Raw genomic sequence first — 24,115 nt, forward strand, 5'->3', positions numbered from 1 at the left:
TTTTTTTCGTGGATGAGTGAGCGAATTCGAGAAACAGGGCTTCGGGTCAGATCGCGATCCGCACCGTTCCCAGGCTTCGACATCCGGCGCCGCCTGCTTCAGGCGGCGGTGCGTCTGCCGCGCGTACGCACGATCCCTTCGGCCAGCGCATAAGCGGCGAAGCAGACGAATACGGCCGCATACACGGCGGACGCCGAAGGCAGCAGCGGCAGAATCACGGCCGCAGCCAGAATGAATCCGGCCATGCGGAGCAGCGACTGCCGGATATGCGCCGGGCGCCGGCCGGGCAGGAATACGATCGCCGCCGACACGGCATACAAAGCGAATCCGGCCAGCGCCAGCCAGGCGAAATTGCGGACCGTCAGCTCGTGGTGAAATCCGTAATGGACCACATTGGCCACGATGCCAAGCGACATGAACGTCAGCAGATGTCCGTAGATAACGGATTGGCCCGAGCTTTTGCGGTCTTCGCCGGCGATATGCTCCGACGATTCGAAGTAATGCCACCAGATCGAGACGGCGATTCCGAAGCCGAGCAGCGCGGAAACGACGATCTCGCCGCCGATATGCCCTTCGCGCAGTCCGTTCACAATAACGAGAATCAGCTCGCCGAGCAGAATGATGGTGGCAAGTCCGTAACGCTCCATCAAGTGCGGATGGTGCACGGGCATATGGACCAGCACCCGCTTGCGGCCAAGCAGCGGCAGCAGGATATCGGTGAAAATGCCGAGGTAAAGCACGATAAACTTGGCATCTCCCGGGACGAACACGGAGCTGAAGCTGATCAGGGCGCCGCCGAGGAAGCAGAGCCCGAGATACCGGGAGATGCGGCGCGGCTCGCCGTCTTTTTGCAGCCAACTGCGCACATACATGGCCACGGTCGACAGACGAATCCCGACGTAACCGAGCATGAAGGCCGGGTAGTAGGAACCGAAGTCCAGATTGATGCTGGCCGCCATGACGATGACAAACGCCATTTGGACAAAATAAGCGATCCGCTGCACGGTATCGTCTTTGCCGAAGCGGTTCACATAGACGGTGAAGCCGGTCCAGGCCCACCAAAGCGGAACGAAGATCAGGATGTATTTCAGCAGGGTATCCGGCGCGATCGCGCCGTGATGGGAATGGGCGAGTACATGCGCGGTGACCGAGATGGCCGCCACGTAGATCAGATCGTAGAAGAGTTCAAGCCAGGTGACTTTTTTGTGGGCGATAGGCGAAATGGAAGTCACTCATCCTTTCCTTCAAATTTGGAATAGTCGGTTGAAGTCAGTATACCAGCGATTTCAGTCGGATCGGAAGAACAAAAGGATGCGATTTATCGGGAAATGTCGTGTAGTTTCGCCCGGCTTGCCGTATGATAGAGGCCACAACGAAACTTCGAAGGTTAAATCCATCGCGGGAGCTGCCCTCATGAATTACGACTTCTTCCTTTTCTAATCGACCTTTCTCCGTTTGGGCTTGTGGTTTGGGGCGTCTTCTATCTGTGGGGAATCGCAGTATCAAACCTCCCCGTACGAAAGACCGCCCGCCATCTTCCCGATGGCGGGCGGTCTTTTTGTGTTGGAGTATTCGGACCGGCAGCCCTGCCGCCGTCTATCCGCCAAGTCCCAGTCTGGCCGCCATACTGTAGCCGGTCGGACCGGCATTATAGCGTCTGCGCAGATCGATCAGATTGGGTCCGAACGTCGCTTCGAGCGTCTCGCGATGCGCCTGCATCAGCTCGTAAATGTACAGGTCGTGCACGATCACTTCCGTGATCGGCATGACAAGTCCCGGATGAAGCGTCCAGGCGGCGCGGCTGTCCGTTCCCAGCGAGACGATGCCCGCGACGACTTCGCGGTCGTCGGCACTGACGACGATCCAGCGTCCGCCGTATTCCCGGGTAATCTCGTCGCTCGAGTCGTGCGGATACACCTGGGCAAAGTCGAAATCCAGTTCGCCGTAGACGACGAGCAGCACGTCGAGCCCGCGTTCCGATGCGGCGCGAAGCTGGGGTTCCAGCAGCTTCGCTTCTTCCGGCCAGATCTCGAGCAGCACCCGGGTTCCGGCGCGTCCGATCGTTTCGGCCGCCCGTTCGAGAATGGCGTCGGTGCCCGTGATGTTCCAGATGTTCTCGCGGTTGGACGAGACGAACGAATAATGCTCGAGCGCCGTCTCCGCCGCTTCCAACGACGCTTCGGCGCGTTTTTTCTTCAGCCGGACCAGTTCCTGCGGCGGCAGCGGCGTATAGAGCGAAGGTTCTTCGTGGCTGATCAGCACTTCTCCGCGTTCGACCAATCCGCCGAGCACTTCGTAGATTTTGGAACGGGGAACGCCCGAGCCGAGCGAGACGGCATAACCGGACAGCGGCGATTTATCGAGCAGCGCAAGGTACGCCTTGGCTTCGTATTCCGTAAAGTTCAAATCCTGAAGCAGTTTGATAATCTCGGGTTTCATGCTTGAGCCTCCCAGCAATCTTGTTGCGATGCAGTCCGCGTTGCCGCGGGATGCTTGGTTCCATTATCCCACATTGTGCTTGACACCGTACAGCGCCGATGCTATATCTTTATACTAGTGACTACAACGGTAGCGACTATATGCAGGATAGCAAAAAGACGTTTACGGAGGTGCGGAAATGGGATCGATCACCAAACAAAGCCGTGAGCCGAACGAACATCGGCAGGGCACGGAGAAAAGCGGCCAAGGCGAAGTTTTAACGGAACAGGAAATTCGGCAGCAGCTGCCGAAAACGCCGATTCGGCGCGAGATCGATCGGGACGACGCAATCATGGGCAGCGATCGCCGGCTTTCGCATGCCCGGACACTTTACCTGATCGCCGCGTTAATTGCGATACTGCTGTGGAGCACGTCTTTTGTCGGCACCAAGATCGCGTACGCTTCGTTCCCGCCGCTGACGCTGGGCGCCGCGCGTTTCGCGATAGCTTCGGTTATTCTGGGCGCCGCCTTGCTGCTGCGGCGCGAGTTTACGCGGCCGGCTCCGAAAGACCTCGGAATGATGGCCCTAAGCGGTCTGCTCGGGACCACGGTATATTTCGCGCTCGAAAATATCGGGGTGCAGCTGACGACGGCGTCGAGCGCCGCGCTGATCGTCGCTTCGTATCCGGCGGTGACGGCGCTGCTGGAATTCTTCTTTTTCAAAACGAGGATCTCGTGGATGCGGGGAATCGGGATATCGATGGCGATCTTCGGGGTGTACCGGATCTCGGGCGGCGGCCCCGGGGAAGGCGGCGGGCACGAGCTGGTCGGCAATCTGATGCTGATCGCGGCGGGCTTCGTGTTTGCGGTGTACAACTTCGCCACGCGCAGGGTCGTCGGACGTTATTCGATGGTCACGGTGTCTTTCTATCAGACGGTGGCCGGCACGATCGCGTTTATTCCTCTGGCGCTGATCGAACGGAAGCAGTGGGAGACGCCGACGGCGGAATCGCTGTGGATCCTGCTGTACCTCGGCGTTTTCTGCTCGGTTGCGGCGTTCATGCTGTACAATTTCGGGCTGCGCGGACTTACGGCCGGCACGGCGATGGCGCTCATGAATCTCGTTCCGATCATCGGAGTGGCGCTGTCGATCTTCCTGCTCGGCGAAAGCCTGCGCCCGGATGACTGGATCGGCGGGATTATCGTGATCCTGGGCGTAATCTTGAGCGTACGTGAGCGGAAGACTTCGAAAAACTGACCAAGAAATGTATCTCAATTCACTGTGATTATTCTATTAAATATTATCTTCAAGTGAATTTCATGTTAAACACAGTAAAAATTGAACCAAACAAAAAAACTCCATGTTATTATTTAGTTTTAAGTAAAATTAACCCAAAAGAGGAACGAGGTTTTCACATGAAAAACTTGTTCTAAAAGTCTTTCGCATCGCTTGGTATTGCGGCTGTCTTGGTAGGAACCATGTCGTCTGTCTCTTTTGCTTCGATCGATTGGCACTCTACCGCTAATTGGTACGGATCTGGTGCAAGAGCCAATATCAATGCGGTCACCAGTAAAGCAAACGAACCTTATTATTACAGAATGACGGTTTCGGCCAGAACAAATGACAGTTCTTCTTCTTACAACGAGAAAAATCCTGCTGCATCGACCGATTCCGTTTCCGGCAATTTCCTTACTTCAGGTGCTGTGAGTAGCGGAACTTCGACGCACGAATGGGTGATGGTAGGAGATAGCGCATACGTGTCCAAAGCCATCGATTTTAGATAATCTCTATACGTTGACCAAGTTAAATGTAAGGTTACGCCCACCTAAATCGCATCTAAAGCGTGTGCGTTTCAGACGAACGAAAACCTCGGATTAAGGTTGGTCAAGCTGCTAATCTTACATAACGTGAATAAGGCCGACTACGCCTTATTCACGTTTTACTTATTGGAGGCGACCATGCGACAGGTTTTGAAAGCCATACTGGCAAGCAAGAAGATATTCAGTATGCTTTTTATCGGATTTCTTCTTACCGTACTTCCTATTCTTGTGGCACTTTCCACCCAGCGTTATTACGATGAACATTTTTATCATTCCAAGAACGGACACATTCAAAATTACTATTCGGTTACGTTGAAAAATGCAGAAGAAGCCGACCTGTCCGACATTCAAAATAAAGCAAAAGCTTTTTTAAAGAAGCCAGCGTACTCACTGAAGATATGACATTGGTTCTTCCAAAAGTCGGTCAGGTTGCGGTCGTGGGGTTGGTGAGTCCCGGCGATTGGACGCCGCCTCTTCTCCAGGGGACGTCTATCGATTCGAACAAATCTAACGAGATTGTGGTAGGCCGGCTTGTATCCGATCATATCGGGCCATTGAACATAGAAGACAAGACTTACCGAGTTATGGGTATTGCAGGGGAAGATCGAGGCGAAAAATTGATCAATGTCTATAATTTCAAAATATATATGGATATTAAAGATCTTCCCGATTCGATAAAGAAAGAAATGGAGAAACGGCATTTGCTTCGCTTCATCGTCAGATCGAATGCCGATCCTACAGCCGAAATCGAACGCTTTATCACCGCAATTACCGACATCGAGCCGGGTGTTCAAGCAGCTGTCGTTAACGAAAACGAAAATTATCAAAGGGAGAAGAATACCAGACAAGGCGTCAACGAGGTAATGGGTTATCCTTACAAACTGTTTTTGATCGCTTTGATCAACTGCGTAAACATAAGTTATCTTTGGATCTATCTAAAAGGAAAGAAATTTCATTGAGGAAAGCTCTGGGAGCAAGCTCATTTCAGCTGTTTATTTACATGACAAGTCAACTATTGGTGTGTTCCTTGCTGGCAGTACTGTGCTCGATGCTGGTTCAATGGGCATTGAGCCGGGCAAGCCTGAACATTCTGAACATGACGAGTTACTATGTTCACCTTAGTCTTAATGAAGCTGAATATACGGGAGGGATCGCGGAACGGACAGCAAACGGCGTTTTTCCGAGCGGGTGGAGGCTTACGTCAAATGCCGGCCGGGTTACCGATCGGTCGACGCCGCGGCCGAACGGCGGCGTAGGCGCGATCGTGTACGCGCAGGCGTTCCAGTGGTTCGACCGGGAAGCGGACCGGGCAGAATTCAAGCGGATCCTGCAGGATTACGGAACCGATTATCATCAGGTGAACCACCGGAACACGTCGAACGTCGAAACGGAAGAGCTGGAACGCTTTTTCGGAAAAGGCCGGATGACGCTGGCGAAGTTCGCCAATCGTCAGGCATTCGATTTCGAAGGACTGAGCGGCCGCTTGAATTCCTCGCCGTACGCGCCGGCGCCCGGGCATCCGAACCACGAGCCGATGACGGAAGAGCTGCGCCGGATTTTCGACGCGACGCAGCAGGGCGGGAATGTCTTTTTCGATTACGAGACGGAAGTGTATTGGGGAACCTTATAGGCCGGGGATCGGCACGCCTATGAAGGTTCGCCGGAGCGAAGCTGCCGCCGCCTTTTGTCCGGTCTGCCTACCCCGCCCCGTCAATGCCGCCCCGATCCCCGCTGCCGCCGATTCCCGCCCAGGCTCATCAGCAGCACGACCGCGATGATGCAGAACGTGCCTGCCCACTGCCATAGGCCGAACGGCTCGTGCAGCCAGACCACGGTGGTCAGCACCGCCGCGAGCGGCTCCAGGCTGCCGAGCAGGATCGTCTCCTGCGGCGGAAGACCGCGCAGGCTCTCGATATAGAACCAGAACGCCAGCGTCGTGCCGAAGACCAGCACGAAAGCCAGATAGCCGTAACCGGCGGCGTCGAGCGGCGGCCAGGGAGAGTTCCACGGCGGCCGGACGAAGCTCAGAGCCAGGCCGCCGACGGTCATGGCCCAGCCGACCACGACGAGCGAGTCGTATTTGCGCAGCAGCGGCACGGCGGCCAGCGTATAGAACGCGGCGGCGACCGCGGACAGCAGTCCCCAGACGACGGCGGCCGCCGGAACGGACAGCGACGACGGCGAGCCGTTCGTCAGCAGCATGAAGCAGCCGGCCAGCGCCAGACCCGCGGTGCCCAGCTCCAGTCGGGACGGCGCCCTGCGTGTGCGCAGAAGGAAGTACAGCAGCACGGCGACCGGCGCGAGATACTGGAGCAGCGTCGCCACCGCCGCGTTGCCGTAGCGGATCGACGTCAGGAACGTATACTGGACGGCGAGCATGCCGGCCAGTCCGTAGATCAGCAGCATCGGCGCGGTGCCGCGGTCTCTCCAGATTCCGAGAATCTGCCGCCGGCCTTTCAGGGCAAACTGAAGGAGCAGCAGAAGCGGACCGGCGACCAGAAGCCGGATCGTAACCAGCCAGGCGGAATCCGCGGCGTAATGGTGCATCAGCTTCTGCGATACCGTACCGCCCACGCCCCACAGCACCGCGCCCGCGATGACGAAGAACAGGGCGGTCTTGCGGCTGCCGAGCCCGTGTCCCGATCCGCTTCGCGGATCGGGGCCTTTTGCGCTGGCGGCGGCATTCTCCGGCTGCTGCGCCTCCGTTTCCCCGAAGTCGCCGTCCTTCGGCAGCAGAAGTGCGTCCGTGCCGTTTGAACGCGGGATTCTGCCGGTCTTGTCGGTCATATGACTTCCCATCCTCTCCGTATCCGATGCGGAGGCCCTCTGCCTACCGGGAATCGTTCTGTCGTGATAGGATGATTCTAATCGGAAAAAGCTGTGAAAAATACGCGAATATCACTCAAAACTATCGGGATATTGAGGTGAGCCTATGCAAGTTCGGGAATTCCCTATCGAAACGGGCAGTCTGCGGGAGCTGACCTTGCACCGTACGGCGCTGCTGCCCGTCGCCTGTTACAAGACGCGGATCGACCGTCATCTCCAAGGCCGTATTCCGCTGCACTGGCACGACGAGATCCAGATCGTGCGCGTCGAACGGGGCGAAGGCGTCTTCCGGGTCAACGACGAAGAGCTGACGCTGCGCGAAGGCGAAGGCCTGTTTATCAACGGGGGCTGCCTGCACGGCGCGGAGGATCGGGCCCGTTCGGGCTGCGTGTATCTGTCGTTGAATGCGACGCCCGGCTTCCTGCTGCCGCAGGAGCTGCACGACGCCTACCTGACGCCGTATGCGGGCGCGGCCGGACTGCCTTATGTACGCTTCGACGGACGCACGTCCCGGGGTCGGCAGCTGCTCGGCCATGTCGGCGCCGTTCACCGGCTGCTGGAGGAGAAGACGCCTTTTTACGAGATGGAGATCGCTTCCCGGTTGACCGCGCTGTGGCGCGGCGTGATCGCGGGAGGACCCCGGCCCGATCCGGACGAAGAACGGGGCATGCGGAACCGGCGGATGAAGAATATGCTGAACTGGATCCATGGGCATTACGCCGAGCCGGTGAAGCTGCAGGACATCGCGGACGCGGGCAATCTGAGCCGGTCGGAATGCTGCCGCTATTTCCGGAAATTTCTGAACGGAACGCCGCTCGGCTATGTGACGGATTACCGGATTCGCCGGTCGATGGAACTGCTGCGCGGAGACGTTAACGTAACGGAGACCGCTTATCGGGTCGGATTTGCGAGCGCCAGCCATTTTATCGAGAAATTCCGGGTGAAGACGGGAATCACGCCGCTGGCGTACAAGAGAAAGGAAGGGAACGGAAACGGCGGCAGGTGAGCGCCGGAAGCCGGGCCGGACGGACGCGAAAAAGCCGCGCCCGCTCACGGCGAACGAAGCGCGGCCGCTCCCGCATTCTTTGTCCGGATCCCTTTTTCACATAAAATCGAAGAAGTATCGTACCGTATGGAAAAACACGGGCGCCGTATACGTCAAACTGTCGATTTGGCTCAGATAACTTTTCTTGAGCGTAGCCGCTTTGTCTTCGTCTCCTACCAGCAGATCGCGCTTCAGCACGGAGACGGTCAGACTGCCGAAGAATCCGGCGAGTGCCAGCAGGGCGCCGAACCACACCGCCGCGGCGGGACTGAACGGGGTCAGATACGGAGCCAGCAGCGTCGAAGCTCCCGTCGTGACGAGAAACGAACAAACGAATCCTTCCCAGGTGAGATAGGGATTGGAGGTCGGAACGACTTTCTTTTTGCCGAAATAAAGCGAGACGACCGTATGGATTACATCGTTCAACTGCGTGAGCACGACGAGGAAAAGGACAAGCCCGCCTCCGTATTCCGGCGTCGCGAACTGGAAGTACGCCAGGTGGCTGAGCCCGAACACCATAAGCATAAGCCCCCACTGGGTCGAGCTGACGCTGCGCAGGAAGCCGAATATCCCTTGGCCCAGAAGACGCGGGATCGGCAGGATCAGGAACACATACAGCGGAATAAATACGATAAACATGCCGTACCAGCCGGTATAAATCCAGTAGAACTGCACCGGAATGGCGAGATACGCCCATAGAAACAGCCGCCGGTCCGCTTTGCGCGTGCCCCGGATCATCGAGAAGTATTCTTTGAGCGCGAAGAAACAGAGGACCATCAGCGAGACCAGCGATACGGCGGGCGTGAACAGGGTAGCCAGGCAGAAAATGAAGAACATGCCCCACCAGGTTTTCATCCGGGTGCCGATCGGCGAGTAGTCTTTATCGCGGTGCCGCCGGCTGGCGAACGCGTAGACGAGGTTGGCGGCAATCAGCACGGCAAGAACAAGCAGAAGCACAATATAGGAACTGAGCAAGGGATCACCAACTTAGGGTTAAAGTAGCAGTCCGTGTAAGCCTGCGTATGCTATCATAAAGGAACCATTCAAAAAGGCGCAAGACGAAACTTGTCCCGGAAGGGGAGAGCGATGATGACGGATCAACGGTCCGTATATATTCTGCTGACGAATACGGGCACGCTGTTTACGAAGATGATTCGAACGTATACGCGTGCCCCCTACAATCATGCCTCGATCGCGTTCGACCGCGAGCTGACGGAACTGTACAGTTTCGGCCGCAAAAACCCGTACAATCCGATCGACGGCGGCTTTGTCCGCGAAGATATCCGTACGGGAACGTTCAGCCGCTACCCGAACACGACCTGCGTCATCTACGAACTGCAGGTGACGGAGCGCGAAGTGGAGAAAATGCGGCGGGTGCTGAACGTATTTATCCGCAGCCGGGAAAAATACCTCTATAATCTGCTGGGCATTATCGGCGTAGCGCTCAAAGAGCCGGTGGAGTTCAGCAACTCGTATTTCTGCTCGCAGTTCGTGGCCGAGATTCTGCACCGTTCGGGCATCAAGATCTGGAACAAGCTTCCCGCGCTCGTGACGCCCGACGACTTCCGCCAGAACGAGCGGCTGGAGCTGGCGTACGAGGGCAGGCTGAACGAATATGCGCCGATCCGGGCTGCAGCGCCGGAACCGGCAGCCGCGGAAAGACTTGAATAGAAACATTCGGACCGAAGATACGCATGAACAGGATCAACCGGAAGAAAAGGGCGGAACAGCCGCAACAAAAGGAGAGAGTATGTTGAAAATCGGAAGAAACGACCCCTGCTTCTGCGGTTCGGGCAAAAAGTACAAGAAGTGCTGCATCGAAAAAGAGTTTGCCGTGATCGACTCGGCGAAGTTCGCAAGCCTCAAAAAAGCCGATCCGGCATTTGCTCCGCGCACGCATTACGTGGACCGGATCAACGACTTGAACGGCCGTCTGCAGGCGGAAGGGCGTTCGGAAGGGCTGGATGCCGACCTGATGGCGCTGGCCGGCGACCTGTTGGAAGACCTGGAGAGCGGGCGGCTGCACGCGTCTACCCGTTACGGCGAAGGGTTCCGCCCGTCGGAGCGCCGGCTGCTCGAAGAGCTGGCGAACCGCGTCTGGGGCGGATTGATCCTGGGCGGGTTCCAGGAGCGTGACGTGCTGCGTCCGCTGCTGGCTTTTGCTTCGGCCGCGTTGGGCGAAGAGATCGGCGAAGAGGCGCCGATCGCCGGAGCCGTGCTGACGACGGACGAAGCCGGCGGACTGCTGCATTGGACGCTGACGCCGGCCGTCGAGAATACGGAAAACGGGAGTAAAGCGGGAGGGTTCGAGCTGACCGTAGAAACGCGCGGCGACTAAGAACCGAAGCTTCGGTTGGGCTTGTACGTTTCAAGGCGGATTCACAGGCGACTGCAAAAGTGCAAGCGAAGCGGCGACTCCGACTCCGATTTCCCATGCGTTTACCTGGACAAAGCCCGACTATTTGAAATAAGGAGGTTAACCGCCGTCGCTTTAATTATCCTAACCGTTGTAGCCGTCTTCGGTTATCTGTTTATGCACCTGCTTGTCCAAACGCACAGCCAAACCGAGTGATCGGAATCAGCGTCAGCCTCATGATCTTGATCGTTGCGCTGTTCGGATGCTGTTCATTCTCGTTCATGGCTTGGAGACTGTTTCAGGCCCAATTTAATACGCAAATGCTTTTGAACACACCGCCAAAGCCTGCCCGGTTTCCGAATGGAAGTCGGGCAGGCTTTTTGCTCATGCCGGAAACTGCACGATAAACGTCGTCTTTTCCCCGACTGTGCTCTTGACCGAGATCCGCCCTTTGTGCTGTTCGACGATCGACTTCGCGATCGCAAGACCCAGGCCGTGCCCGCCCTGGGAACGGGTCCGCGACTGGTCGGTCCGGTAGAAGCGATCGAAGATTCGCGGCAGATGCTCGGCGGGAATGCCTTCGCCGGTATTGGTTACGGCAAGTGAGATTTCGCCGTTCTCGCGTTGGAGAGATAGTTTGACCGAGCCGCGCGGGTTCGCGTATTTGATCGCGTTGTCGAGCAGGATCATCGCCACCTGCACGATCTGCTCGCGGCTGCCGACAAGGTGTAGATCCGGCTCGATCCCATAATCGAGCGACAGATCCTTTTCGAAAATGACGGCTTCCATGGTCAGCATGACGTTCTCGACCGCTTCGCTCAGATCGAAGCGGGACCGGATCATCCGCATCCGCGAATCGTCCATCTCGGTCAGATACAGCAGATCGCCGGTCAGCTTCGCCATGCGTTCGGTCTCCGACTTGATGTAGAGCAGCCATTTCTCCTGGCTGCGGATACTCTCGTCGCGGTTCGCGAGCAGCACGTCGGCGTTCGTATTGATGACCGCAAGCGGCGTCTTGAGTTCGTGCGAAGCGTCGCCGATAAACTGCTTCTGCTTCTCGAACGCTTCGCGCACCGGCGCAATCGAGCGGTTCGCGAAGAAGCGGCTGAAGAAGAACAGCACGACGAGCATGGCCAATCCCACGGCCGTAAACGTATAGATCAGCGTCTTAAGGATTGCTTGGCGTGCCGTCGTATCGATAAAGACGTACATTGCCTCGCTGCCGGTCTGCACCCGGCTGAACGTCCAGCGGCTGTCGTCCAGCATGAATTCGCCGCGGTCGCCGCCGTCCGCCGACGCCAGCCGGAGCGCTTCGGCATAGAACTCGTCGGTCATGCCGAAGCGGGATTCCGTCTCCGCCAGGGTACCCGCCGAGTCGGTGCGCAGCATGAACGATACGGAGCGCTGCGGCGGCGTGCCGTTCCCGCCCATCCCGCCGTCTGCCGGCGGTTCGCCCATCCCTCCGTTGAAGCCGCCGCCCGCATCTCCCGCCGCGCCTTGACCGGCTGCCGTATCGTCGGCCGCTCCGCCGGGCAGATTTCCGTCGACGTTGTCGCCCCGAGGCTCTCCTCCGCCCCCGCCGTCCCGGTACATATTGGTCGTTCGCGCAAGATCCATGCCGATCTCGCCCTGCACCTGCCGGTAAGTGATGGTATAGATGGTCGCGAAAGCCACCAGCATAATGACGACGATCGTAACCAGATTGACGATGAGGAAGCGGTCGCGCAGTTTCCTGAACAGCGGATTCGAGAGGTCGTGTTTGACGGCCGTGCCGGTTCTTTTTCCCATCAGCCTTTGCCCTCCTCCAGCACGTAACCTACGCTCCGGATCGTCGAAATGCGCGTGTCCGAGCCGAGGAAATTCAACTTTTTACGCAAAAAAGAAATATACACTTCCACGTTGTTATGCTCCGCTTCCGAATCGAATCCCCACAGCTTCTCGATGATCTGCTCCTTGGACGTCACCGCCTGCCTGCGCAGAATCAGCAGTTCCAGCAGTTCGCTTTCCTTCGGGTTGAGCTTGATTTCCTTGCCGCGCACGGTCAGCTTCGGATTGGTCGCATTCAGTTCCAGATCCCCGTATTTCAGAGCGTCTTCCGGCATGACTTCGCCTTTGCGCCGCATGGCTGCCCGGATTCTCGCCAGCAGCTCGTCCGAGGAGAAAGGCTTTGCCACGTAATCGTCCGCCCCGTGGTCCAGCCCCGCGATTTTGTCGGGAATCTCGCCTTTGGCTGTCAGCAGAATGACCGGCACGGCCATGCCTTTGCTCCGTACGGTCTTGAGAATGCTGATCCCGTCCATGCCCGGCAGCATGATATCGAGCAGCAGCAGGTCGTAAATACCGCTAAGCGCGTAATCCAGGCCGTCTTCGCCGTCATGCACGACATCGACCGAATAGTTGTTCTTTTTCAGAATTTGGGACAGGGCTTCCGCCAGGTGCTGTTCGTCTTCCACGATCAGGATTCTCATCTTTATCTTCACCCTCTGTTTGAGTTTGGTTGAATTTGTTCGTCGTTTTGCGTTGGATTGCCTTCATTATATCGGGAAATTCTTTAATCAACCTTAAGAGTTTGCACGGAAACTGTCTGCGGCCGGCCGTTTTGGAGGCATGCAAAAAGGCGCTTTCCGGTTGGAAAGCGCCTTTTCGAAAAAGCGGAGCGTCCGATCGATTACTGGCCCAGTTGGCCGCCGTCTACCGTATAGATAGATTGGGAGACGTAAGAGGCCTCGTCGGACAGCAGGAAGACCGCCACGTTCGCTACTTCCGCCGCCTCGCCGTAACGTCCCATCGGCACGGCCGCGCCGAATGCTTTTTGAGCGCCTTCGACATCGCCCGGCACGGTGTTTTTTTCGATCTGACGCATCATCCGGGTATTGATTACGCCCGGTGCGACGGCATTGACCCGTACGCCGAACGGAGCGGTCTCCTGCGCGGCTACCCGGGTCATGCCGATCAGGGCATGCTTGGAACTGTTATAGCCGACGAATCCCGGCGTGCCCATCAGTCCGGCGCCGGAAGCCGTGTTGACGATGCTGCCGTAGCCCTGCTTTTTCATGACCGGGATCACGTATTTCAAGCCGAGGAACGTACCCTTTACGTTTACGCTCATGACCAGGTCGAAGGTCTCGGTCGGGTAATCTTCGATGTTGGCCGTCGTGCCTTCGATTCCCGCATTGTTGAAGAAGCCGTCGATCTTGCCGAACTTCGCTACGGCGGCATCGACGTAAGCCTTGACTTCTTCTTCGTTGGCAACGTTGGCCTGCAGCGCGACCGCGCATTCCGAATCCAGTCCCAGCTCGGAGACGACCTGCTGAACGGCTTCGAGATTCAAGTCTACCAATACCAATTTTGCTCCTTGCTCAGCCAGCTTTTGAGCCGTTACTTTGCCGATTCCTCCGGCTGCGCCCGTAATTACGATCACTTTTCCGTCAAATGTACTCATGTGAAAACAGCCTCCTTATTTTATGCTTTTATAAGCGCAAGTCTTGTTATTGCGCGGTGTATCCGCCATCCAGAATCAGGCTGCCGCCCGTCATGTACGAAGAATCGTCGCTTGCCAGGAACAATACGGCCGAAGCCATTTCCTCGGCCTGTCCGAGACGCTTCATCGGCGTAGCGGCGGCCAGCTCTTTTTTGCTCTCCTCCGGGATGATCGGCGTGTCGATAAAGCCCGGGCAGAGCGCATTCACGCGAATGTTTTGATCCGCGTATTCCAGTGCCAGGGAACGAGTCAGGTTTACGACACCGCCCTTGGCTGCGTTATAAGCTGCCGACCCCGGCGAACCGACCCAGCCGTACATGGAAGCCGTATTCACGATCGTACCGCCGCCCGCTTTGAGCATTTCGCGGATGGCTTCGCGCGCAACGAGGAACACGCCGTCCAGATCGACATTGACGGTATTGCGCCACTCGGCGTAGTCCAATTCATGAGAAGGTTGAACGCGCCCGATTCCGGCATTGTTGAATACGATATCGACTTTGCCGAATGCTTCAATAGCCTGCTTGAACAGGTTCGCCACTTCTTCTTCGTTCGTAATATTGGCTTTGATAAATACGGCTTCGGCATTAAGCGCTTTCAACTCCTGTTCAAACGCCTTGCCTTTCTCTTCGTTCAGGTCGGCCAGCACGACTTTGGCTCCTTCTTGCACGAATAAACGCGCAGTCGCCGCTCCGATTCCGGATGCGCCGCCTGTGATGAGCGCCACTTTATTTTGCAATTTTCCCATATCGAATTCCTCCCGTATAATAGATAGATCGAGCCGGACTCCATTTCAAAAGTTTCCGAGTTCGAAATTGTGCTATTTTGTTCACAACTTTATTTTACTCCAATGGTTGTCGATAACAATCATTAACGTGCCGGTAAATGTCGGGTTCATAGACACATCCGGCCGAAGTGTCTTGCCTATAAGGAGGAGCAGCATGACGGAAGCGCGAAATGCGGCGTCCCCGCGCCGTAATCGGACCAAAGAACATTTTAAAGCAGCCTTGATTGAGTTGATCAAATCCAAAGGGTATCATGCCGTAACGGTGAAGGATATCGTAGACACGGCCGCCTATAACCGAAGTACTTTCTACGTGCAGTATCAGGATAAGCCGGCCTTGGCCGAAGATCTGCTGATCGGCATGCTTCAAGGCTTGGAGGATTCGGTCGGCAAATCCTATGTACCCGGCAATAAAGTGTATTCCGCTTCTCTCGATGTGCCTTCGTTCAATATTCTGACTTACATATATAAGCATCGTGACTTTTTTGAATTGATCCAATATGAAGATACCCTGCCCGGTTTGCATACGGCGATTCCCCGGACTTTTTTGAAAATCTATATGGAGCAGTTTACGTTCGAGACGATTGATAATCGGCCGGTCGATATGGATTATTTCAAACGATATACGGCCTACGGTTTTTACGGGTTGATTATGAATTGGATTGCCGGAGGATTTCGGGAATCGCAGGAGGATTTCATCAAAAAGGTCATCGATTTGACGCGGACTCATATTTATTCGTTCCGATATACGGGGCAATGATCGTCTGTCAAACATACATCCGTCAAGAAAAAGAGAACCGGCAGGCCGGTTCTCTTTTTCTTTTGGCCGGATTGTCGTGCAGTCTCTATGCCGCCTCGTTCCGGCCTGTGCAAACCGATCGCGCAAAACGATAAAGCCAGATATTCGAAACTTCCTTTTGTAAAAAGGATGTAAAAAAATACGGCTTTCCGCCGCGGCATTTTACAAACTTCACGATCGTTTAAGATTCGCTAAAGGTTGCGGTCTTAAGATACGGATATGGCAAGGGAAGACCGACAATGACGAGCGAAAGGAACGATGAACCATGGCGATTGAAGTCTTCAACCGATACGAGAGCAAATACTTGATGGATCATGCCGCTTACCTCAAAATTTACGCGGCGCTGCTGGAATATATGGAGAAAGACGAATACAACAAAAACGAATTTTATTCGATCAGCAACCTGTATTTCGATACTCCGCACGATTCGCTGATCCGCCAAAGTCTCGCCAAACCGAAATACAAAGAAAAACTTCGCCTCCGTGCTTACGGCGTACCCAGCGCAGACGCGAAAGTTTATCTCGAAATCAAAAAGAAAGTGTTCGGCCTGGTCAATAAAAGACGGACGGCGTTGAAACTAAGCGAAGCTTACGAATTCGTCCGCACGGGACACCCGCCGGAGCTTCAGCCTTACATGAATCCGCAGGTGGTCGACGAGATCGAATACTTCCTCCGGCTGTACGACCTGGAACCGAAAGTATATCTCTCTTACGATCGCAAAGCGCTGTTCGACAAAACGAGCCGCGACCTGCGCATCACGTTCGATACCAATATCCGCTGCCGCCGTTACGACGTCAAGCTGGAACGCGGCGATTACGGCGAACAGCTGATGGAACCCGGCCAATGGCTGATGGAAGTCAAAGCCGAGAAGACGGTACCGGCCTGGCTGTCCAAAATGCTGTCCGAGCACGGACTGTACCGCACGAGCTTTTCGAAATACGGCAACGAATACAAAAAAATGCTGAGAAACGGCAAAGTAGAAAAGGAGACTGTGCTTTATGCTTGATTCTATCCTTAACAGCACGACGACAAGCACCACCGACCTGACCCTGACCAACACGCTGATGACGATTGCCCTCGCGGTAATTCTGGGCATGATCATCAGCTTAACCTACATGAAGACCAACAAAGCGACGTATACCCAGGGCTTTACGCTGACGCTGGTCATTCTCCCGATCGTCGTCGCCGTCATCATCCTGATGATCGGCAGCAACGTGGCCCGCGCGTTCAGCTTGGCCGGCGCCTTTTCGATCATCCGCTTCCGCAGCGCGGCGGGCGATCCCAAAGACATTACCTACGTCCTGTTCACGATGGCGGCGGGCCTGGCCTGCGGCGTCGGATCGCTCGGTTACGCGGTGCTGTTCACCCTGATCCTCTGCGTCGTCATGTTCGCGCTCAGCGTCTTCAAATTCGGTACCCGCAAGTCGCAGCAGAAAACGCTCAAAGTGACCATTCCCGAAAATCTCGGCTACGAAGAAGCCTTTGAAGAAGTGTTCCAAAAATACGGCGTGCAGCACGAACTGAAGAAGATCCGCACGACCGAGCTCGGCAGCCTGTACGAACTCGTGTATTCCGTCACCATGGATCAAAGCCTCGACCAGAAAGCGTTCCTCGATTCGATCCGGACCCGCAACGGCAATCTCGACCTGTCGCTGACGATGGCTCCTCCGGTAACGGCGGAATATTAATAGAAGAAGGGAAGATGACGGTTATGAAAAAGGCAACCAAGATCCGGAAAACAAAAAGATTCAAAGCGAAGCCGAAAATGGCGGCAGCCGGCCTGCTCGGCGCGGCGCTGCTGACCTCGGCAAGCGTTCTGCCGGCCGCGGCGGAAGGACTGACCTGGAATGCCGACAGCGGCTATCTGATCAACGCGACGAGTTCCAACACGTCCAATACGACGACGTCTTCATCGGGTACGGCGGCCTCTTCCGCTTCGGGAACGGCCGTGTCTGCGGCATCCGATCTGAAAGTGTCGAACCTTAAGGTCTCCGATCTCGTCACGTTGAAAACGAAAGATTATGCGACGTCGTGGAGCACCGGCGAGTATACGACGATCAAGCTGAGCGGCACGGGTGCGTCCGTCGGCGGTTCCGGCGCCAAAGCGTCGGGCGGCACGGTAACGATCTCCGAAGCCGGCACCTACGTGATCAGCGGCAAGCTGACGGACGGACAGATTCTCGTCGACGCTGCCGATACGGACGACGTGCATATCGTCTTGAGAGGCGTGACCGTCGCCAACGATTCGACTTCTCCCTTCTACGTCAAATCGGCGGATAAAGTGATCGTGACGCTGTCGGCGGGTACTGTCAATACTTTCGCCGACGCTGCCGACTACACGTTCGCCGAAGGCGAAGACGAGCCGGATGCGGCCGTTTTCAGCAAAGCGGACCTGACGATCAACGGCACGGGCGCGCTGAACGTGACCGGCAATTACAAAGACGGCATTCACGGCAAAGACAACCTGAATATCGTGAACGGCAAAATAACGGTCAAAGCGGCGGACGACGCCATCGTCGGCAAAGACCGGGTCGTGATCGAGAACGGCACGTTCAAGTTGACGGCCGGTGGCGACGGCATCAAGTCCAACGACGATACGGATCCGGCAAAAGGCTTTGTGGCGATTTCGGGCGGCACTTTCGATATTACGGCAGCGAAGGATGGCGTTCAGGCCGAAACGGCGCTCGTCATCGACGGCGGTACGTTCGATATCGCGACCGGCGGCGGTTATGAGAACGGTCCGCAGCGTACGGGCGAAGGCGGAGGAATGGGCGGCGGCTTCGGCGGACAAATGTCGGAAAGCTGGACGCCGGCCGACGAAGCCGACGAGGCGGCGGAAGAAGCGGAAACGACCGAGAGCATGAAGGCGTTCAAAGCCGGAACCGAACTGGTCATCCATAAAGGGACGTTTACGATCAATGCGGCCGACGATGCGGTGCACAGCAACGGGAACGTGAATATTGCGGGCGGCATGTTCGACGCGGCGACGGGCGACGACGCTTTCCACGCGGATGCGGTGCTTGAAATTTCCGGCGGTACGATCGACGTGACGAACAGTTACGAAGCGTTGGAAGGGTATATCATCAATATTGCCGGCGGCGATATCGACGTAACGGCTTCCGACGACGGCGTGAACGCGGCCGGCGACGATCCGACGCTTGCGGCGGCCGAAACGGAAACGACCGAGGCGGACGCGGAAACGACTGAAAACGAAGCGGCAGCGGCCGGGGCAGACAGCGAGTCGGCCGGCTCCGATGCGGAAACGTCGAGCGAAGAAACGGACGCTTCGACGGCGAATACGGATTCTTCCGCTTCGCAGATGCCCGGAAACGGCACGATGCCGGATCGAACGGGCGGCATGGGCGGCATGACGGGCGCCAGCAATGCCGAATTGAATATCTCCGGCGGTACGCTGACCGTGGACGCCGGCGGCGACGGCCTGGATTCCAACGGTGCGATCCATATGACCGGCGGCATCGCGATCGTCAACGGACCGACCGACAACGGCAACGGACCGCTCGACTACGACGGCACGTTCAATATCGGCGGGGGTACGCTGATCGCTTCCGGCAGCTCCGGCATGGCGCAGGCACCTTCGGCTTCGTCCGAACAGCTCTCGTTGGGCATCGCCTTCTCGCAAACGCAGGCGGCCGGAACGCTCGTACACGTCGAAGACGCCGACGGCAATGCCCTCCTGACGTTCGCGCCGGCCAAATCGTTCAGTTCGGTCGTAGTCAGTTCCGCGGATCTGACGGCGGGCGAGACGTACACGGTCTCGACCGGCGGCACGTCGACCGGCACGGAATTCGACGGTCTCTACGCGGGCGGTTCGTACAGCGGCGGCACGGAATACGTGACGTTCGAATTTTCGGCCGGCGGCTCGACGACCTGGGTTAACGCCTCGGGCGTTACCGCGGGATCGGGCGGCATGGGCGGCGGAACGGGCCAAGGCGGCACCGGCCGCGGCCCGCGCGGCACGGCGGCCGATACGGCAGGTACGACCGGCACCGGCAGCACGGCGGAATAATCCGCCGGCCAACGGCTTCAGCAATCCGTATCGTATAAGGCGCCTTTTCCCCCGATAGCGGAAGGAAAAGGCGCCTTTGCCCTTTCCCCTCACCGCTATATCTTTAGTCAACCGGAAGAGAAAAGGACAACGAAGCGCAGGTTGAAACGATCCCGCTCCGCCCCCTGTCGGCAACAGAAAGGAAGCCCGCCCATGACGGAAATACTGCGCGAGATCAGCATCGAGACGTTCAACGAGACGTTCGCGTCGCAAAACAAGCCGGAGAATATAAAGCCTTGCCAGGAGAACGCTTTTAACGCCGAACGGTTGGAGAAGGAACGGTCCACCGTAGACTCGACGTCCTTGTTTCTTTATTTCGACGAAAAACAGACCGACCGGATCATGACGCGGACGCTGGTATAAGTTCGGGGAGCAAGTTACACACAGGGGCTTCGGCTGGAATAAAAGGGTTCGGCAAAACTTTTTAGCTGTGGATAACCGATTTTTCGCGAATTTGGCGATTATCCACAGGTGGATAAGTCCGAAAAAAGAAACGTTCTTCCGGCAAAACCGTTCGATCCCGCCGTTCTTGTCGACCGATTGGCTGCTTCAACGTAACGATTTGTCGTCCCGAGTCGTTCGCCAAATGTAACGAAAGCGATCCCGGGAGGATCTTGGATGAACGGCGGATATTTCGAACAATAAAAAAGCGCCTTTGCCCGAATTGGCCGGGAAAGGCGTTTTTTTGTCCGTATTCGTTTGCGCTGCTGTCGTTATCCTTTGATCGATCCCACGTACACGCCCTTCACGAAATACTTCTGCAGGAACGGATACACCAGCAGGATCGGCAGCGTCGAGACGACGATCGTACAGTATTTGACCAGCTCTCGGTGGGCGGTGGCGCTGCCCGCGCTGTCGATCACCACGCCGCCGGAACTGCCCATGGTGGCCGCGCTCGTGTCGTTGGCGACGAGAATCTCCTTCAATAGAAGCTGGAGCGGGAATTTGTCCCGGTCCTGCAGCAGCACCATCGCGTTGAACCAGGAATTCCAGTTGCCGACGAGATAGTAGAGGAAGATGACGGCCAGCGTCGCTTTGGACAGCGGAACGATAATGCTCAGCAGAATACGCATCGAGCTTGCTCCGTCGATCGTCGCCGCTTCTTCCAGTTCCTGAGGCAGCGACTGGAAGCCGGTGCGCAGAATAATCATGTTCCACGTATTGATCGCGCCCGGCAGCACCATCGCCCAGATGTTGTTGTACAGGCCGATGTCTTTCATAAGCAGGAACCACGGAATCAGTCCGCCGCCGAAAAACATCGTGATCGTGATCAGGATCATGATGTACTTTTTGAAGAACAGATCCCGCCGGGACAGCACATAGGCGCCCATGATCGTCATGACCATGTTGATCGCCGTGCCGAGCCCGACATACAGCAGCGTATTGGCGTAGCCGACGAGCAGGGCGTTATCGCGGAAGATCAGCTTGTAGCCGTCCAGCGTGAAGCCGAGCGGCGCGAGCAGCAGTCCTTTGTGGGCGACGAGCCGCGCCGGATTGCTCATCGAGGCGAACAGGATATGCACGATCGGATACAGGCAGACCAGCGTCAGCGCGGCGAGCAGCAGATAGATCGAAGCGTCGATCAGCCGGTTGCCGAGCGATTTGTATTGGACCATTTGCGCGTGTCTCTCCTTTCGTTCAGAGCTTTACCACAGACTGACTTCGGACTTGCGTCTGGCGATGCTGTTGGTCATCCAGAGCAGTCCGAAATTGATGACGGCGCTGAACAATCCGACGGCCGTCGAATAGCTCAAGCTGGCTTCGCGCAGGCCGCGCCGGTAGACGTAGGACCCGATCACGTCCGCCGTGTCGTAAGTGAGCGGATTATAGAGCAGGATGATTTTTTCGTAACCGGAAGCCATCAGGCCGCCGACCGCGAAAATGAACAGGATGACGATCGTCGGCGTAATCTGAGGAAGGGTGACATGCCACATTTTGCGCAGCCGGCTCGCGCCGTCCATATCCGCCGCTTCGTACAGCGACGTATCGATCGAGCCCATCGCGGCAAGGTAGATAATGCTTTCCCAGCCGATGCTCTGCCAGATGCCCGAGAACACGTACAGCGGCCGAAACAGGTAGGAGTAGCCAAGCAGGGAAGAGTATTCCTTGCCCGTGATCCACTGAAGCGCCTGCGTAATGATGCCTTGGTCGGCCGTGAAAATATGGATCATGCCGGCCACGACGACGAGGGAAATAAAGTGCGGCATGTAGGTGATCGTCTGCACGGTGCGTTTGAACATTTTGTTTCGGACTTCGTTCAGCAGCAGCGCCAGGATGATCGGGGCGGTGAAGCCGAAGCCGATGCCCCACAGGTTCAGCAGCAGCGTGTTTTTGACGACCCGCCAGAAGTACGGACCCTGGAAAAAGTCGACAAAATGCTTCATGCCGACCCAGGGGCTTTCGGAAAATCCGAGCAGCGGCTTGTAGTCCTTGAAGGCGATCAGCAGACCCCACATCGGTCCGTAGCAGAACACGATAAACCAGATCAGCACGGGAACGGCAAGCAGATACGGGAACCAGTTTTTGCGCACATCTTTTTTGATCACCGCTGCCGTGCGGGGGCGTTCGGAAAGGGCCGAGCCGCCCGTTTTTTTGTTTTTTTGCAGCGTAAGCACCGGTCAGTCACCTCCCTGTGAATTCATGCGAGGCAGCCCCCGCTTTAACGTTGGTTGTAGCGGTCGAGCGCTGCCTGATGCAGGGCGACGAATTCTTCGAGACCCATCTTCTGTGCTTCCTGGAGGAACTTGTCGTAGGCGTCCACCGGAAGTTCGCCCATGATAATCTTGGCGAAATACTCGCTCCGAAGCGTAGCCAACTGATTCCCGAGCTCGGCTTCGCGGGACGCTTCTTCCTGGGTGAATGTGATCGGAGGCATGGTGACGCTCGCGTCCATTTCTTCGGTCCATGTCTTGCGGATATCGCCGGAGTAGCTGCCTTCGGCCACGATCAGCGGGTTGGAATTATGCTCGTCGCGGATATTCGGCCAGTCGTGCACCCGGTACTTGTGCAGCGTCGTCGCAACCGGCTGTCCGTCCGGGTCTTTGTAAATATAGCTATCGGCGGGGAAGTACGGTTTGCCGTCCGCGTCGATCAGATGCACCGTGCCGTATTCGCCGTAGTTGAACACTTCCCAGCCTTTTTTGCTGTAGCCGAAATCCAGGAAGGCCATCGCTGCTTCGACGTTCTCCGCCTGCGTGGTGATTGCGGCGCTCGAACCGGTCCGCATGAAGTTTTTGTAGCTGACCTGCGGCTGATCGCCTTCGTTTAACACCGGGTTCGGCGCGCCGACGAAGTCGATATCGTTCTGCTGCTTCCAGTAGCTCCACATCGTATCCGGGGAGTCCATCATGATCGCGGTCTTGTCGGAGATCGCGGTCGCCATTCGCTGATTGAAGTCCGCCGTCGCCCAGTCGCGGTTGAGCAGTCCTTCCTTGTTCCACTGCTGCATCGTCGCCAAATACTCTTTGGCTTTCGGCTGGGCCGGTCCCCATCCTACTTTGCCGTCCGCGTCCATGAACGTCCAGTCCCACACGCCGTAAGCGCCGTTGATGATCCCGGTAAAAATCTGTCCGTACGAAGATCCGTAGTTGAGCGGTTCCGTGTAGCCGACTTCTTTGGCTTTGGTCAGGAACGTATGCCATTCGTCGATGGTGGTCGGCACTTCGAGACCCGTTTTCTCCAGGGCTTCCTTCTTGATCAGCGGGCCGAACCACATCCACTCGGAATAAGGCGCGATCCCGTAAAAGCCGAGCAGTCTGCCGCTGTCGGTAACCGTCGTTTTGCGGCGCATTTCGTCGGAGGTGCGCCAGGCGTTGTAGTTCGGCGCATTCTTCTCGATCAGATCCGTCAGGTCGATAAAAGCGCCGTCGTTCAGGCCCGCTTCGAGCCCGCCCGGATAACGTCCCGGATCGATAATGATGTCCGGCAGCTCGCCCGACGAGATCATCAGCGTGAACGCATCCGCTTCCTGTCCGACCGGCGGCGTGATGAAATTGACTTTGATGCCGGTCAGCTTTTCCACTTGATCCTGTACCTGCTGCTTGTTCATGTCCGGGATTTCGGCGGGGGCTGCCATCCATACGTCCAAAGTCACGTCGCCCTCAACCGGATAAGCGGAGTAGTCGCTTGGGATAGGCTGATCGAAAATGTCGCCGAGATATGTATCGTTGAGCGTGCCGTTCACTTCGTCGATCTGCTGCTGCGTCGGTTTTTCGTTGCCCCGGATATCGCTGCCGATATCCTTGAAAGCGACCTGTTCCTGTTTGCCTGCGGCTTCGTCTTTTTCGGTCGGAGCCTTCTCGGCTTCGCTGCCGCCGCTGCAAGCCGTAGAGAAAGCGAGTGTGGAAACGGCGGCCAGCAGACCTGCGCGTTTCGCGAAGGTACGAATATTCATCTTAATCCCCCCTGATCGGTAGCTTTAAGTTCTCTTAGATGGTAGCGCTTACAAATAGTGGATTCAATAGACGGATTTTTGGTCTTAGCGACGGATTTTTTGGTCTTTTGCTGTGTCGGGCAGTCCAAA

23 protein-coding genes are annotated in these 24,115 nt (G+C 56.6%); 12 read left to right on the forward strand and 11 right to left on the reverse strand.

The window, feature by feature from the left end:
• Positions 1–98 precede the first annotated feature (98 nt).
• Together HOP44_RS15940 and HOP44_RS15945 are read right to left on the reverse strand one after the other, a co-directional pair.
• Positions 99–1,232 (reverse strand): low temperature requirement protein A, encoded by a 1,134-nt coding sequence (locus tag HOP44_RS15940; protein WP_172255053.1) that lies wholly within the window; start codon positions 1,230–1,232, stop codon positions 99–101.
• Between the two features lie 364 nt (positions 1,233–1,596).
• The gene (locus HOP44_RS15945; RefSeq protein ID WP_172255055.1) at positions 1,597–2,439 is read right to left on the reverse strand and encodes a TrmB family transcriptional regulator; all 843 of its coding nucleotides are present in this window, start codon (positions 2,437–2,439) and stop codon (positions 1,597–1,599) included.
• Positions 2,440–2,617: 178 nt separating this feature from the next.
• Here HOP44_RS15945 and HOP44_RS15950 point away from each other — a divergent pair, with 178 nt between their 5' ends.
• The 4 genes from HOP44_RS15950 to HOP44_RS15965 all read left to right on the forward strand — a co-directional run bounded on the left by HOP44_RS15950 (position 2,618) and on the right by HOP44_RS15965 (position 5,869).
• The gene (locus HOP44_RS15950) at positions 2,618–3,676 is read left to right on the forward strand and encodes a DMT family transporter (protein ID WP_425501885.1); all 1,059 of its coding nucleotides are present in this window, start codon (positions 2,618–2,620) and stop codon (positions 3,674–3,676) included.
• A gap of 701 nt (positions 3,677–4,377) precedes the next feature.
• Positions 4,378–4,641 carry a hypothetical protein gene (locus HOP44_RS15955; RefSeq protein ID WP_172255057.1) on the forward strand — a complete coding sequence of 88 codons (264 nt, stop codon included), beginning with the start codon at positions 4,378–4,380 and terminating at the stop codon, positions 4,639–4,641.
• A gap of 2 nt (positions 4,642–4,643) precedes the next feature.
• The gene (locus HOP44_RS15960; protein WP_172255059.1) at positions 4,644–5,198 is read left to right on the forward strand and encodes a hypothetical protein; all 555 of its coding nucleotides are present in this window, start codon (positions 4,644–4,646) and stop codon (positions 5,196–5,198) included.
• Positions 5,195–5,869 carry a hypothetical protein gene (locus HOP44_RS15965; protein ID WP_343059927.1) on the forward strand — a complete coding sequence of 225 codons (675 nt, stop codon included), beginning with the start codon at positions 5,195–5,197 and terminating at the stop codon, positions 5,867–5,869. The genes HOP44_RS15960 and HOP44_RS15965 overlap by 4 nt, the downstream gene beginning before the upstream one ends.
• 80 nt (positions 5,870–5,949) lie before the next feature.
• On the opposite strand, the gene HOP44_RS15970 is transcribed toward HOP44_RS15965, so the two are convergent.
• On the reverse strand, positions 5,950–7,026 hold the full coding sequence (locus HOP44_RS15970) for a DMT family transporter (protein ID WP_172255063.1): 1,077 nt from the start codon (positions 7,024–7,026) through the stop codon (positions 5,950–5,952).
• A gap of 145 nt (positions 7,027–7,171) precedes the next feature.
• On the opposite strand from HOP44_RS15970, the gene HOP44_RS15975 reads away from it, so the two are divergent.
• A complete protein-coding gene (locus HOP44_RS15975; protein ID WP_172255065.1) occupies positions 7,172–8,071 on the forward strand; it encodes an AraC family transcriptional regulator in 900 nt (299 codons plus the stop codon).
• Positions 8,072–8,167: 96 nt separating this feature from the next.
• Here HOP44_RS15975 and HOP44_RS15980 read toward each other — a convergent pair whose 3' ends face one another.
• Complete coding sequence (locus HOP44_RS15980) at positions 8,168–8,965, reverse strand: phosphatidate cytidylyltransferase (RefSeq protein ID WP_425501887.1); 798 nt, start codon at positions 8,963–8,965, stop codon at positions 8,168–8,170.
• 234 nt (positions 8,966–9,199) lie between these two features.
• On the opposite strand from HOP44_RS15980, the gene HOP44_RS15985 reads away from it, so the two are divergent.
• Positions 9,200–9,781 (forward strand): hypothetical protein, encoded by a 582-nt coding sequence (locus tag HOP44_RS15985; protein WP_425501888.1) that lies wholly within the window; start codon positions 9,200–9,202, stop codon positions 9,779–9,781.
• A gap of 82 nt (positions 9,782–9,863) precedes the next feature.
• A complete protein-coding gene (locus HOP44_RS22650) occupies positions 9,864–10,448 on the forward strand; it encodes an SEC-C metal-binding domain-containing protein (protein WP_246369858.1) in 585 nt (194 codons plus the stop codon).
• 402 nt (positions 10,449–10,850) lie between these two features.
• Here HOP44_RS22650 and HOP44_RS15995 read toward each other — a convergent pair whose 3' ends face one another.
• The 4 genes from HOP44_RS15995 to HOP44_RS16010 all read right to left on the reverse strand — a co-directional run bounded on the left by HOP44_RS15995 (position 10,851) and on the right by HOP44_RS16010 (position 14,692).
• Positions 10,851–12,254: a sensor histidine kinase gene (locus tag HOP44_RS15995; RefSeq protein ID WP_246369860.1), complete on the reverse strand. Its 1,404-nt coding sequence runs from the start codon at positions 12,252–12,254 to the stop codon at positions 10,851–10,853.
• Entirely contained in the window at positions 12,254–12,934 is a 681-nt protein-coding gene (locus tag HOP44_RS16000; protein WP_172255071.1) for a response regulator transcription factor, read from the reverse strand. Before HOP44_RS16000 ends, HOP44_RS15995 begins: the two co-directional genes overlap by 1 nt.
• Positions 12,935–13,134: 200 nt before the next feature.
• A complete protein-coding gene (locus tag HOP44_RS16005; protein WP_172255073.1) occupies positions 13,135–13,908 on the reverse strand; it encodes an SDR family NAD(P)-dependent oxidoreductase in 774 nt (257 codons plus the stop codon).
• Between the two features lie 46 nt (positions 13,909–13,954).
• On the reverse strand, positions 13,955–14,692 hold the full coding sequence (locus HOP44_RS16010; protein ID WP_172255075.1) for an SDR family NAD(P)-dependent oxidoreductase: 738 nt from the start codon (positions 14,690–14,692) through the stop codon (positions 13,955–13,957).
• Positions 14,693–14,885: 193 nt separating this feature from the next.
• On the opposite strand from HOP44_RS16010, the gene HOP44_RS16015 reads away from it, so the two are divergent.
• The 5 genes from HOP44_RS16015 (at position 14,886) to HOP44_RS16035 (ending at position 19,956) form a co-directional block, all read left to right on the forward strand.
• A complete protein-coding gene (locus HOP44_RS16015; protein ID WP_172255077.1) occupies positions 14,886–15,488 on the forward strand; it encodes a TetR/AcrR family transcriptional regulator in 603 nt (200 codons plus the stop codon).
• 304 nt (positions 15,489–15,792) lie between these two features.
• The gene (locus HOP44_RS16020; protein WP_172255079.1) at positions 15,793–16,533 is read left to right on the forward strand and encodes a polyphosphate polymerase domain-containing protein; all 741 of its coding nucleotides are present in this window, start codon (positions 15,793–15,795) and stop codon (positions 16,531–16,533) included.
• A complete protein-coding gene (locus HOP44_RS16025) occupies positions 16,526–17,215 on the forward strand; it encodes a DUF4956 domain-containing protein (RefSeq protein WP_172255081.1) in 690 nt (229 codons plus the stop codon). Before HOP44_RS16020 ends, HOP44_RS16025 begins: the two co-directional genes overlap by 8 nt.
• Positions 17,216–17,229: 14 nt before the next feature.
• The gene (locus tag HOP44_RS23020; RefSeq protein ID WP_172255083.1) at positions 17,230–19,554 is read left to right on the forward strand and encodes a carbohydrate-binding domain-containing protein; all 2,325 of its coding nucleotides are present in this window, start codon (positions 17,230–17,232) and stop codon (positions 19,552–19,554) included.
• A gap of 192 nt (positions 19,555–19,746) precedes the next feature.
• On the forward strand, positions 19,747–19,956 hold the full coding sequence (locus HOP44_RS16035) for a hypothetical protein (protein WP_172255085.1): 210 nt from the start codon (positions 19,747–19,749) through the stop codon (positions 19,954–19,956).
• 350 nt (positions 19,957–20,306) lie between these two features.
• Here HOP44_RS16035 and HOP44_RS16040 read toward each other — a convergent pair whose 3' ends face one another.
• The 3 genes from HOP44_RS16040 to HOP44_RS16050 are packed head-to-tail and all read right to left on the reverse strand — an operon-like array spanning position 20,307 to position 23,986.
• Positions 20,307–21,209 (reverse strand): carbohydrate ABC transporter permease, encoded by a 903-nt coding sequence (locus tag HOP44_RS16040; protein WP_172255087.1) that lies wholly within the window; start codon positions 21,207–21,209, stop codon positions 20,307–20,309.
• Between the two features lie 30 nt (positions 21,210–21,239).
• Positions 21,240–22,208: an ABC transporter permease gene (locus tag HOP44_RS16045; protein ID WP_172255089.1), complete on the reverse strand. Its 969-nt coding sequence runs from the start codon at positions 22,206–22,208 to the stop codon at positions 21,240–21,242.
• Positions 22,209–22,252: 44 nt separating this feature from the next.
• A complete protein-coding gene (locus tag HOP44_RS16050; protein ID WP_172255091.1) occupies positions 22,253–23,986 on the reverse strand; it encodes an extracellular solute-binding protein in 1,734 nt (577 codons plus the stop codon).
• Positions 23,987–24,115 lie beyond the last annotated feature (129 nt).

Origin of the sequence: Saccharibacillus deserti (assembly GCF_013618475.1) — a bacterium.
In the GTDB taxonomy this organism is placed as follows: Bacteria; Bacillota; Bacilli; order Paenibacillales; family Paenibacillaceae; genus Saccharibacillus; species Saccharibacillus deserti.